At 36.3% G+C, this 11,427-nt stretch carries 13 protein-coding genes, 1 tRNA gene and 2 pseudogenes; 13 read left to right on the top strand and 3 right to left on the bottom strand.

Translation table 11 applies throughout. From position 1 onward, the window contains the following. Positions 1-46: 46 nt before the first annotated feature. Positions 47-439: a GH36 C-terminal domain-containing protein gene (locus CP355_RS08275; protein ID WP_158227543.1), complete on the top strand. Its 393-nt coding sequence runs from the start codon at positions 47-49 to the stop codon at positions 437-439. A 37-nt stretch (positions 440-476) separates the two neighbouring features. On the opposite strand, the gene CP355_RS08280 is transcribed toward CP355_RS08275, so the two are convergent. Next, positions 477-560, bottom strand: a tRNA-Leu gene (locus CP355_RS08280). An 87-nt stretch (positions 561-647) separates the two neighbouring features. Here CP355_RS08280 and CP355_RS08285 point away from each other — a divergent pair. From CP355_RS08285 to CP355_RS08295, 3 genes are all read left to right on the top strand, one after another. Beyond that, positions 648-1,943, top strand: coding sequence for a serine hydrolase (locus tag CP355_RS08285; protein WP_087363454.1), 1,296 nt, complete (start codon positions 648-650; stop codon positions 1,941-1,943). A gap of 1 nt (position 1,944) precedes the next feature. After that, positions 1,945-2,793 (top strand): NAD(P)H-hydrate dehydratase, encoded by an 849-nt coding sequence (locus CP355_RS08290; RefSeq protein ID WP_025005517.1) that lies wholly within the window; start codon positions 1,945-1,947, stop codon positions 2,791-2,793. Positions 2,794-2,924: 131 nt separating this feature from the next. Further along, positions 2,925-3,602 (top strand): L,D-transpeptidase, encoded by a 678-nt coding sequence (locus tag CP355_RS08295; protein WP_087363457.1) that lies wholly within the window; start codon positions 2,925-2,927, stop codon positions 3,600-3,602. A 40-nt stretch (positions 3,603-3,642) separates the two neighbouring features. Here the strand turns inward: CP355_RS08295 and CP355_RS08300 are convergent, their stop codons facing one another. Continuing rightward, positions 3,643-3,963: a PadR family transcriptional regulator gene (locus tag CP355_RS08300; protein ID WP_025005519.1), complete on the bottom strand. Its 321-nt coding sequence runs from the start codon at positions 3,961-3,963 to the stop codon at positions 3,643-3,645. Positions 3,964-3,973: 10 nt separating this feature from the next. Between CP355_RS08300 and CP355_RS08305 the strand changes: the two genes are divergently transcribed. From CP355_RS08305 to CP355_RS10600, 6 genes and pseudogenes are all read left to right on the top strand, one after another. Beyond that, complete coding sequence (locus tag CP355_RS08305; RefSeq protein ID WP_199161218.1) at positions 3,974-4,651, top strand: Rpn family recombination-promoting nuclease/putative transposase; 678 nt, start codon at positions 3,974-3,976, stop codon at positions 4,649-4,651. 451 nt (positions 4,652-5,102) lie between these two features. Beyond that, positions 5,103-6,788, top strand: a complete 1,686-nt coding sequence (gene argS, locus CP355_RS08310) for an arginine--tRNA ligase (RefSeq protein WP_098044314.1) — start codon at positions 5,103-5,105, stop codon at positions 6,786-6,788. Between the two features lie 109 nt (positions 6,789-6,897). Continuing rightward, positions 6,898-7,809, top strand: coding sequence for a class II fructose-bisphosphate aldolase (locus tag CP355_RS08315; RefSeq protein WP_025005521.1), 912 nt, complete (start codon positions 6,898-6,900; stop codon positions 7,807-7,809). 69 nt (positions 7,810-7,878) lie between these two features. Further along, entirely contained in the window at positions 7,879-8,406 is a 528-nt protein-coding gene (locus tag CP355_RS08320; protein ID WP_098044315.1) for an NUDIX domain-containing protein, read from the top strand. After that, positions 8,399-8,668, top strand: a complete 270-nt coding sequence (locus CP355_RS08325; RefSeq protein ID WP_098044316.1) for a hypothetical protein — start codon at positions 8,399-8,401, stop codon at positions 8,666-8,668. Before CP355_RS08320 ends, CP355_RS08325 begins: the two co-directional genes overlap by 8 nt. A gap of 256 nt (positions 8,669-8,924) precedes the next feature. Continuing rightward, positions 8,925-9,571 (top strand): annotated as a pseudogene (locus CP355_RS10600) (hypothetical protein). 44 nt (positions 9,572-9,615) lie between these two features. Here the strand turns inward: CP355_RS10600 and CP355_RS08340 are convergent. Then, positions 9,616-10,266 (bottom strand): annotated as a pseudogene (locus CP355_RS08340) (Crp/Fnr family transcriptional regulator). A gap of 156 nt (positions 10,267-10,422) precedes the next feature. Between CP355_RS08340 and CP355_RS08345 the strand changes: the two are divergent. From CP355_RS08345 to CP355_RS08355, 3 genes are read left to right on the top strand one after another with little or no spacing between them, the layout of a single operon-like run. Next, the gene (locus CP355_RS08345; RefSeq protein ID WP_087235635.1) at positions 10,423-10,977 is read left to right on the top strand and encodes a hypothetical protein; all 555 of its coding nucleotides are present in this window, start codon (positions 10,423-10,425) and stop codon (positions 10,975-10,977) included. Positions 10,978-10,987: 10 nt separating this feature from the next. Then, positions 10,988-11,155, top strand: a complete 168-nt coding sequence (locus CP355_RS10395) for a hypothetical protein (protein WP_164480599.1) — start codon at positions 10,988-10,990, stop codon at positions 11,153-11,155. A 49-nt stretch (positions 11,156-11,204) separates the two neighbouring features. Beyond that, entirely contained in the window at positions 11,205-11,384 is a 180-nt protein-coding gene (locus tag CP355_RS08355) for a helix-turn-helix transcriptional regulator (RefSeq protein WP_098044319.1), read from the top strand. Positions 11,385-11,427 lie beyond the last annotated feature (43 nt).

Genomic DNA, 11,427 nt, shown 5'->3' on the forward strand with positions numbered 1-11,427 from the left:
GTAGACGTTGGTAAGAGAAATGGAAAGCACGAATAGTCCAAAATGTATGAAAATAGAACATAGTCATACATTTGCTTACATTTTTCATAGCAGTAAACGGGATCTACTTGTTAATGGCCACTTTGAGCAATTAGTGCCCTTATTAGTGCCCTTAGAAGATCAAAATAAATATGCATGGAGCGTAAAACAAGATGAAAAACAAATCATTGGCTTTTTCCGTAAATTAGCTAAGCCAAATGATACGCTTGATCGTTATCTTTCCCTCTCAAATTTAGATCAAAATGCAGACTATATCATTAATCAAAAAAATAAGGTTAGTGGTAGAGTACTTACTAATTTTGGTTTGCGTGAACCATATCAATTCAATGCTTCTAATGGCGATACAGCCCAAGTGACTGGTGATTTTCAGTCGTATCTCTTTGAAATAGAAAAAGAATAGCAAAAAGGCCTAGCAAATACTGCTAGGTCTTTACTTATGCCCGCTAAAGGATTCGAACCTTCACTCAGTCACCTGAACAGCGACCTGAACGCTGCGCGTCTGCCAATTCCGCCAAGCGGGCATTTTTCTCATGTACATGAATAATAATACCAAATATTTGGTAAAATGTAAGCATAAATATACTTTATTATTCAAAAGGACGGGTTTCATGTTTTTTAGTAAAAAGATAAAACGAGCTGTTATTAGCCTCGTTGCTCTTATTTCGTTAGTATCGTGTGGTGCAACATTTTCAGCACCTGTTAAGGCGGATGTGGCTAATTATCAAACGGATCAAGTTAAATTAGATGTCAAGTCAGCAATTGCCATTGATAGTAACAGTGGCCAGGTTTTGTATGCAAAAAATGCAGATAAGACTTTGCCAATTGCTTCTATGACTAAACTTGTGACAGTTTACTTAACTTTAAATGCAATTAAGAATCAAAAACTATCTTGGGATCAAAAAGTTAAGCCAACCGCTTCTATTGTGAAGGTGGCTAATAATGCTGAGTATTCAAATGTACCTCTTAAGATGGGACATTCTTATACTATTAAGCAACTTTATCAAGCAACTTTGATCGAATCAGCTAATGGTGCTGCCATGCTTTTAGGACAAACTATCGCTGGTTCACAAAAGGCATTTATCGATCAAATGCGTGCACAAGTGAAGAAGTGGGGTATTAAAGATGCCAAAATTTACACTGCTTGTGGTTTGCCAAATGGCAATGTAGGCAAGGATGCATATCCTGGTGTAAGTAAAAATGCTGAAAATTCTATGTCAGCTAAGGACATGGCAATTGTAGGTCAAAACTTAATCAAAGATTTTCCTGAAGTATTAGAAACTACTAAATTAGCTCATTTAGACTTCAAAGACCAAGGTCATACTACTAAGATGGCTAACTTTAACTGGATGCTCAAGGGTCTTTCACAATATGATAAAGCTTATCCAGTCGATGGTTTAAAGACGGGTACTACTGATGCCGCAGGTGCTTGCTTTATTGGTACTATCAATCATGCAGGTGCACGTTTAATTACTGTAGTCATGGGTGCGCGTCACAAGGATGGTACTGACCCTGCACGTTTTATGCAAACTAAGAAGTTAATGAACTATGTCTTTACTAAGTATCGTCCAGTAACTTTTAACGCAGGTAGTCAAATGGCTGGTGCTAAAAACATCAAGGTAACTGATGGAGATAATGCCACTACTAATTTGGGTCTTAAAGAAAAGACAACAATTTGGGATCCTGCTGATGGTAAAACCTTAGTAGCTAAGTTAAACAAGCAAACAGTTGAGGCACCAATTACTAAAGGTCAAGTAGTAGGCAATTATCAATTTAAGTCTGGCAATGAAAAGATTGTTTCATTATCAAATCCTAATGGAATGAATGTAAAAGCTAAGGCACTTGCCGCAAATGGTAAGGTTAATTTCTTTGTAAGAATTTGGCGGATGCTTTTCGGGGGCAGATAAAATGACGGAAATAACTGAAGACATTTTAAAGAAAGTTATCAAAAAAAGAGCAAGTGACAGCTACAAAGGAAAATATGGTCGCGTGCTTTTAATTGGCGGTAGTGACAACTATGGCGGCGCAATTATTATGTCTACTGAAGGTGCTATAAATGCTGGTGCTGGGTTAGTAGCTACTGCAACACATCCTATGAATTTATCTGCTTTGCATGCTCGTTTGCCAGAAGCGATGTTTATTGACTGGCGCGATAGCAAGTTAGCGGATTTAATCAAAAAGGTGGACGTAGTTGTCTGCGGTCCTGGACTTGGGATGAGTGATTTAGCTAAACAAATTTTGGTAATTCTAAGAAGATGTACTTCAGAAAGTCAAACCGTGGTTTTGGATGCTAGTGCATTAGATTTAATTAGTGAAGACAAAACATTATTGCCTGCTAATGCTGGGCACTTGATTTTGACGCCACATCAAATGGAATGGCAAAGATTAAGTCAAATTCGTATCCCATTTCAAACAGATAGTGCTAATGTAGATGCTCTTAATCAGTTAATTCCGGATAGTAATGCAATGCTGGTTTTAAAATCTAATCATACACATGTTTATGATGGTACAGGTCAATTCTTTGTTAATCCAATCGGTAATCCTGGCATGGCTACTGGCGGCATGGGTGACACTTTGGCTGGAATCATCGGTGGTTTTGTTGCACAATTTGGTCCAAGCGTCGATACAGTTTTAGCAGCTGTTTATATTCATTCTTTAGCTGGTGATTTAATCAATAAAGATGATTATGTAGTTAGACCAACCAAAATTTCTAAAGTATTGCCTAAATTAATGAAAAAATATTCCGAATTAGACTAAACATGTTAAAATCTTATATAGTCATAAAAGACATCCCCATTATTAGGGATGTTTTTTAACATCATGCTATGAATACGCGTAGCATATTTCAATAAAACTAAAACTATTAATTAAAGAAGATTGCTATATTTATGAAGAAAAATATTGTTATTGGTGTTGCTAGTATTGTAATCGCATTCGGAGCTATTATTGGTTTAGCTAAGGCTTGTGCACCTAAGTCTGACGTTTCTCAAGAAGCGGTTTCTACTCAAAAAGTCGCTAAACAAAAGAAGAATAAAACTAAAAAGAAAAATTCTAAAGTAGATAGTGATATTTTGCGTCCATATAAAGATCCAAAGGATCTTAGAAAAGCCGGGACTTGGAATAGAAAGAGTGAAACTAAAAAGCACCCTAAGCTTAGTCCTACTGAAAAAGATTTAACTTTAAGAGTATCACTTGAAGGTAACCGTACCTATTTGCTTAGAAAAGGCAAGGTAATCTATACCATGTTGTCAAGTGGTGGTATTTATAAAAAAGGTAAGTCACTTACTCCAACAGGAACTTATACCATCCAAGCTGGCCGAGGTGATAGTTTCTTTAATTATGAATTAAATGAAGGGGCAAATAATTGGACAAGTTGGAGTCCAGATAATGTTTACTTGTTCCACTCTGTGCCAACTAAAGCTGATGGTAACTACAATATGAAGGAAGCTGCTAAATTGGGCAGAACTCAGGGATCTCATGGTTGTATTCGACTTAGTGTGCCAGATTCCAAGTGGCTAATGGACAATATTCCTGATGGCACTAAGGTTGTAATTAAAGATCGTTAATGCAGAAAAAGCGTTACTCAGTTTTGAGTAGCGCTTATTTTCATAGTGAGTTAAGCCATTCGAGTTGTCCTTCGTTGCGTGAGATAGCTCGCGTTAAGATCAAATAATGACCATAATTCTTTTTAATATTTTTTTGATCACTGAATAGTAATTTCTTGCGTGCATATAGGTGCTGCAATTGTGATTTGATTAATGCTTTTTCTTCGTCAATTAATTCCGCAATCCGTGGATCATTTTGATCATTGATAAAAAATAATTTAAGTGAAAAGAGATCATGACTAACAGCTAATTCTGTGATAGGTTGCTTTATCCAATTTTCTAACTGGAGAGCGCCTTTTTTAGTTAGTGAATAAACGATCACTCGTGATCCCATCTTTGGACATGTTTTTAGCAAACCAGAGAATTGCTTGCATTTATTGCAGAGTATTCTTCCAGATTTGGGGATAACTGAAGTCGAAGTTACACCTCAGAAGCAGTTAAACAAGAAATTGCTAGAGAAGAATGTCATCATGGATCTGTGGGCAAAGAACAAGGATGGAAAAATCTTTGATGTGGAAATGCAAACGACCAAGCAAAAATGGCCTGGCATTAGATTTCGCTATTATCAATCCATAGCAGATCAGGATTCATTGAAGCCTGGCGAAGATCTTGATCAAATTGGGGAAACGTATATTATTTTCATTTACCCATTTGATCCATTCGGTGAAGGAAAATATATTTATGAAGGTGCGTTTCTTTTAGATAAAGATAATCCTGATTCGCAAGCTAATACGAAAACACATTGGATTTCGATTAATGCCAGGGGCTATAAAGGTAAGATTAAGTCAGAACTAAAAGATTTTTTAAATTATATTAAATATGGATTGACTAAAGATAGTAGCAATTTTATTAAGAAGATTGATCGGGAACGTTTAGATTACATTAGAAGTACAGAGTGGAGGGATGCCAAAATGAGCTTAGACGTACTATTGGTTGATGAAAGGGCAGAAGCTAGAAAAGAAGGCCGTCGACAAGGCCGTAAAGAAGGACGTGAGGAAGGGAAGGCATAGTAGAAGGAAAATTAGAAGGTAAACTGGAAGCTCAAAGAATAGGTGTAAAAAAATTCGTTCAAAATGTGCGCGAACTTGATCAGTCTGATGATTGGATTATGTCTAAATTGATCAAAGACTATGGCAAAGATTTTAGTGAAGCTGAGTTAAAAAAGTTGATGCTAGAAGCAGAACAAGAATAGTTTTTTACTTAAATTAGTAGCCAGCACCATTCTTTCCTGCTATAATCATCTTTGCTAGTAAGTTAGAAGTAGTAATTATTTCCTTTTTTAAGCGAGCCTATGTTGGTGGAAGATGGGTATTAAGGAATAACGAAGGCGTGTCTAACCGAATAAATAATGATTTTAAATAAGCGGATACTTTGTGTCAATTTGAGTGGTACCGCGGGTTAATGCTCGTCTCTTTCTATCTAGGATAGGAAGAGGCTTTTTTGTTTAGAAAAGAGGAAAATATGGACTTTAAGAATGAAGTTGTTGACTTAGTTGCTAGCCAAGTTGATTTACCAAAAGAAAAAATTGCAGCCTTAATTGAACGTCCAAAAAATGCTAAGATGGGTGATTATGCTTTCCCAGCATTTATTTTGGCTAAGACTTTGCACAAGAACCCTGCAATGATTGCACAAGATATTGCAGAAAACTTAAGTAGTGACAATTTTGCTAGCATCAAAGCAGTTGGACCTTACGTAAACTTTGCTATTGATCATGAAAAGCTTGTTTCTTCAACCTTGAAGGATGTTTTATCTGAAAAAGAACATTACGGTGATCAAAAATTAGGCGAAGGTAATGTACCAATTGATATGTCTTCACCTAACATTGCTAAGCCAATGTCAATGGGTCACCTTCGTTCAACAGTAATTGGTAATTCAATTGCTAAGACTATGGAAAAGGTTGGTTACACTCCAATTAAGATTAACTACCTTGGTGACTATGGTACTCAATTTGGTAAGTTGATTGCTGCTTATAAGCATTGGGGTAATGAAGAAGACGTTAAGAAAGATCCAATTATGAATCTTTTCCACTACTACGTTCGTTTCCACAAAGAAGCTGAAGATAATCCTGAACTTGATGATGAAGGTCGTGAATGGTTCAAGAAGCTTGAAGACGGTGATCCAGAAGCAGTTAAATTGTGGAAATGGTTCCGTGAAGTTTCTCTTGAAGACTTCAAGCGCATCTACAAGGAATTGGGCGTAAGCTTTGATTCATACAACGGTGAAGCTTTCTTCAACGATAAGATGCAACCAGTAATCGATGAATTGAAGGAAAAAGGTTTGCTTCATGAATCACGTGGTGCTCAAGTTGTGGATATGGGCCCGGATGAAAACCCAGCAATTATCGTTAAGTCCGACGGTACTTCAATTTACTTAACACGTGATTTAGCTGCGGCTGAATGGAGAATGAAGGAATACAACTTCGTTAAGATGCTCTATGTGGTTGGTAACGAACAAGCTCAACACTTTGTAGAACTTAAGACTGTTCTTAAGAAGATGGGCTATGATTGGTCAGATGAGATTCACCATGTTCCATTTGGTTTGATCACTCAAGGCGGTAAGAAGTTATCTACTAGAAAGGGTAACGTTGTCTTCCTTGATCAAGTATTAAAGGATGCCGTTTCTCTTGCTAAGAAGCAAATCGAAGAAAAGAACCCAGATTTGGCTGATAAGGATCAAGTTGCTCATGACGTAGGTGTCGGCGCAGTTATTTTCCACGATTTGAAGAATGATCGTTTAGACAACTTTGACTTCGATTTAGATGAAGTTGTCCGTTTCGAAGGTGATACTGGTCCTTATGTTCAATACACTAATGCTCGTGCACAAAGTGTTTTGCGTAAAGCCGCTGCAATGGGTGAAAAGCCAAGCGAAGGAGACTTTGCCTTAGACGATGACTGGGCATTTGCCGTAGCTAAGGATTTAGCGGACTTCCCAAGAATTATTGCAAGAAGTGCTGACAAGTTCGAACCATCTGTAATTGCTAAGTTTGCTCTTGATTTAGCTAAGAAATTTAACAAGTACTATGCAAACGTGAAGATCTTAACTAAAGATGATAAACTTGGTGCTCGTCTTGCCTTAGTTCAAGCTACTTCAATCGTTTTGACTGAAGCACTTAGACTTTTAGGTGTTAACGCTCCTAAGGAAATGTAATTAAAATTTATGAAAATACAAAAATAACGCTTACATTTTGTGAAAAATTGTTCATAATTCGAGAATTAGGGTACAATATGCATGTAAGATATTTAGGAGGTATTTTTTAATGGCTTATTTTGACAACGGTAATCAAATCTTTAAAGATGCTCGTAAGAACCATTACGCTGTAGGTGCTTACAACACTAACAACTTGGAATGGACTCGTGCAGAATTACGTGCTGCTGAAGAAACTAGAACTCCATTGTTGATCCAAGTATCAACTGGTGCTGCTAAGTACATGGGTGGTTACAAGTTCGTTAAGGACATGGTAGCTGACCAAATGGATTCAATGAACATCTCAGTTCCAGTTATCTTGAACTTGGACCACGGTGACTTTGAATCAGCTAAGGAATGTATTGCTCTTGGTTACTCATCAGTTATGTTTGATGGTCACGCACTTCCAACTGATGAAAACTTGGCTAAGACTAAGGAAATCATCAAGTTAGCTCATGAACGTGGTATTTCAGTTGAAGCTGAAATCGGTAAGATTGGTGAAAACCAAGGCGGCGGTGAATTAGCTTCTGTTGAAGATGCTAAGAAGTTCGTTGCAGCTGGCGTTGACAAGCTTGCTTGTGGTATTGGTAACATCCACGGTGTTTACCCAGCAGACTGGAAGGGCTTGAACTTCGACCGTCTTAAGGAAATTGCTGAAGCTGTTCCTGACACTCCACTTGTACTTCACGGTGGTTCAGGTATTCCTGAAGACCAAGTTAAGAAGGCTATCCAACTTGGTATTGCTAAGATCAACATCAACACTGAATTCCAATTAGCATTCCAAGAAGCTACTCGTAAGTACATCGAAGACAAGAAGGACCTTGACAAGAAGGCTAAGGGTTATGACCCACGTAAGTTGTTATTGCCAGGTGCAGAAGCAATTACTGCCAAGATGAAGGAAATGATTTCTTGGATGGGTACTAAGACTATCGATGACGAACTTAAGGATGCTTCATTCGACCGTTCATCATTGAACGAAGAATAATCATTGATTATCAATTAAAATAAAACTCAGCTTTGGCTGAGTTTTATTTTTTTCTAGAAAGAAAAAGTTATGAAAGAATTAAACCTCCAATTGAAAGACACTGAATGGCCATTAGAATATATTGATCATGATCGTAAAATAGTGCGAGCTATCGTGTTTGATGACCAGGAAAATTATTATTTTGTTAGAGCTAAACGTGATGACGACTTTGGTAAGGCAACGCTAATTGAAACTTCAGGTGGTGGCGTTGAAGCTGATGAAGATTTAGAAACAGCGCTAAAGCGAGAGCTTAAAGAAGAATTAGGTGCTGAAGTTGAGATTATGCATAAAATCGGTATAGTTAGTGACTACTATAATTTGATTCATCGCCATAATATTAATAATTATTATCTTTGCAAAGTCACTTCTTTTGGTGAAAAACATTTAACTAAGGATGAAATAGAAGATTTTCATTTGTCGACTTTAAGGTTGAGTTATCGGGATGCTGAAAAAGAATATCAAAAATGTGCGGAAACTAAAATTGGTAAATTAATTGCGGACAGAGAGTTACCGGTTTTAAGAAGAGCAAAAGTGTTGCTGGGTGAAAATTATGCGTGAGATACCAGTTAAACAAGTAAAGTCATTAATAAAACAGCTATTGAAAAGCAAAGAATCAAAACGTGTGGTGTTGCTTACTAAGAAGAAAGATCGTTCATTAAAAGTTGAAGTTGATGGTGAGCAAATGAAATTAACTGAGCAGGGATATGAGAATTCTGTTAATACATTTGCGATTGCTGATAATGTAGCAAAGCATGCTTTCACTGCGGCTTTTAAGCGTGAGTTTCCACGAAGTCATCAGGTTTATGTGAGTGAGAAGTGAGATTTAATTGTAATTAACTAATATGTATGTTTATCTGATTTTTAGCTTATAATTAGAAGTGGAATATCTTAATTATTGATCAAAGCATGGCTCAACCTTTGTTGAGCTTTATTTTTTTGTAAATATGATGTCAAAATAGTGTGAATTTGATGAATTTAGGCGCAAAAAGGTAAAAATGATATTATATCCATAGTTTGTAACAATGTAAGTGGAGAAATTTATATAAAAATGAAGACGTGGAAAATTATAAATTAAGATGACTAATTTGATTTTAGGCCTACTTGAACGAAACTGTCAAATCTATTTACACAAAAAATTTGACAGTTTCCCTAAGTCAGTAAATGCCGCATCTACTAGTTCCGCTCCTGTTGCAGCTGTCAAAAACAAGGCTAGCTTTACTAAGGAAGGCTATATCATGCGCATTCTTAATGATAAAGATGCGTCAAAGATTTATGTTGGTAAGTCCAACTATAAGAAATTAGTTAAAAATATCACGCCTTCGAAGAAAGCAAAAACCATTAGCCCTAAAAAGGTTCAAAAAGTTAAGTTTAGAATAGAAAAAGTTCTTAACGTTAAGGGCCGCGGTGCTGGTGCACCAGTATATTTGGTTGCTTCTAAGGATAAGAAGTATCTAGTTGGACTACTCAATCTGGTTTGCAATACTATTACTTAAATAGTAAAGCAATGAAGAATGTGAAAAAGCCACTTATGAGAATTGCTAATAGATTGAATACTAGTCTTAAGAAAGCAAACAACAAGCGTGACTTTAATGCTGCTATGAAGGCTGCTAAGAAGTTGCATGGTAATCAAAGAAAGTTTGTTTTACGTTCATTGAAACAATTAAAAAAAGATGATTCAATGAACGTGGGTGGAACTAATCTATTAATTTTTGGTTTGCAATAAAATAAATAAGCTCAGCATCTGCTGGGCTTTATTTTTTACATAATTCATCTTTCCATCTTAATCCAGCGTCCATGCACTTCAATTTTGCCATCTTTTTCTAGTTCTTTTAACTTACGGCTAAATGTCTCCGGCGTAATTCCCAAATAGCTGGCTAAGTCCTTTTTCTTCAGTTCTAATTTGATTTCATTTTTACCTTGTTCATTGGCCAAGTCATTTAGGTAAGCCAATATCCGTTCTTTGGCATCTAAAGTATTTCTAAGCACTGAATTGTGTTCAATTGCCACTAATTTTTCACCGAAATTATTTAAAAGCTTCAATGATAAATCCGGTGTTTTTTGCAAAAGGTTTTGAAAATCAGCACGATTAATTGAGCATACCCAGGTGTCCTACACAGCTTCAACAAAATTTTCACTTTCGCTTTGTTTGAATAAATGTTGCTGGCCTTCGATATCACCTTTTTGGAGTATACCTAGCACAACTTCTTTACCATCTTTTGATAGATTGTAGACTTTTGCTTTTCCCTGATCGATAACAATCATGCCATCTTTGCCGTCGTCAGGTTGCCTAATGATACTTCCTTTAGGAAATTTTTGTTGGTGTTCGGAGACGGTTACTAGTTTTTCTTTTAATTCAATTGGTAAATCAGTAAAAAGGGCTGCTTTGCTTAAGCAAGCAATTGGTGAATATTTTGTCATAAAAATCATTTTTTCTAAAATTCTTGATTTAAATCAATTTTATCATAATAGCTTCTTAATTATAATTAATTACGATAAGTGTTGAGACAACAAATTATTACTCAAAGATTGTATGATGAATTTTAAAACATCATAGTATAGAGAGGAATTATTAAGATGAAAAAATATATTGCACACATTACCCCATTAAATGCAGATAAGATCGGTTGCGAAGCTCATGGCACCGCTGAATTTACTGAAGATGGCGACAAGCTTCATGTCAAAGTAGAAATGTTCGATACTCCTAAGAATATTGAACACTGGGAACACTTCCACGGCTTTCCTGATGGTAAGGAAGCTCATGTTCCAACTATGGCTCAGGATAAAAATCATGATGGTTTCATTGATTTACCAGAAACTGAAGAAGTATCAGGTACAACCATGGTGCCATTAGATGATGCGCCACAAGACATGAACATCCCTCACGATGGTTATCCTGTTGCAGACGAAAACGGTCATTACGAATACGAAATTGATATTCCATTGGAAAAATTACAAGCTAAGTTCAAGGATGCCTTTGGCACTGAAGATCTTCAATTAGATAAACGTGTAGTTTATGTACATGGTGTACCAAAGGATCTTGAATTGCCTGACACCGTTGGTGGTTGCGTAATGAGCTATGATGCGCATACAACTTTGCCAATTGCTGCAGGTAAGATTGAAAAAGCTTAAGGTGAATTTAATGCAAAGTATTTTTTTGAAGATTTTGTGGTTAATTTGTTACTTAATTACCGCGTATTTTACCTTTAGCGGAAAAATGATGCCGGCAATGGACTGGATGGCAGGAACAATGCTAGCTGAAGCGATTGTTTCTTTCGTTTATTGTTTGATTAATAAGAAAAAAGCTTAATAAAAAAAGCCTGAAATTTGTAGTGCGGTACAATTTCGGGCTTTTTTGATTGGTAGCTGATAAGGATGGGTCACAGGAACAATTAGCTAAGAAAGTTGATGTTTCAAGACGGACAATCTCGGCGATTGAAAAAGGTAATTACAATCCATCGGTTAATTTGTGTATTAAAATTTGTCAGGCACTAGATAAGACTTTAGATGATCTGTTTTGGCCAGAGCTAAGTGTATAATTTTTTACGGTAAGTTGAATAAATAATTAAAAAAGCCCAAGTC

Source organism: Lactobacillus sp. UMNPBX4, assembly GCF_002554115.1.
Taxonomy (GTDB): domain Bacteria; phylum Bacillota; class Bacilli; order Lactobacillales; family Lactobacillaceae; genus Lactobacillus; species Lactobacillus gallinarum.

Bases quoted from the DNA above. Each gene is read 5' to 3' on its own strand.
- CP355_RS08285 (WP_087363454.1), top strand. From the start codon at position 648: ATGTTTTTTAGTAAAAAGATAAAACGAGCTGTTATTAGCCTCGTTGCT.
- CP355_RS10395 (WP_164480599.1), top strand. From the start codon at position 10,988: ATGCAAAGTATTTTTTTGAAGATTTTGTGGTTAATTTGTTACTTAATT.
- CP355_RS08325 (WP_098044316.1), top strand. From the start codon at position 8,399: ATGCGTGAGATACCAGTTAAACAAGTAAAGTCATTAATAAAACAGCTA.
- CP355_RS08275 (WP_158227543.1), top strand. From the start codon at position 47: ATGAAAATAGAACATAGTCATACATTTGCTTACATTTTTCATAGCAGT.
- CP355_RS08345 (WP_087235635.1), top strand. From the start codon at position 10,423: ATGAAAAAATATATTGCACACATTACCCCATTAAATGCAGATAAGATC.
- CP355_RS08315 (WP_025005521.1), top strand. From the start codon at position 6,898: ATGGCTTATTTTGACAACGGTAATCAAATCTTTAAAGATGCTCGTAAG.
- CP355_RS08320 (WP_098044315.1), top strand. From the start codon at position 7,879: ATGAAAGAATTAAACCTCCAATTGAAAGACACTGAATGGCCATTAGAA.
- CP355_RS08295 (WP_087363457.1), top strand. From the start codon at position 2,925: ATGAAGAAAAATATTGTTATTGGTGTTGCTAGTATTGTAATCGCATTC.
- CP355_RS08290 (WP_025005517.1), top strand. From the start codon at position 1,945: ATGACGGAAATAACTGAAGACATTTTAAAGAAAGTTATCAAAAAAAGA.
- argS (WP_098044314.1), top strand. From the start codon at position 5,103: ATGGACTTTAAGAATGAAGTTGTTGACTTAGTTGCTAGCCAAGTTGAT.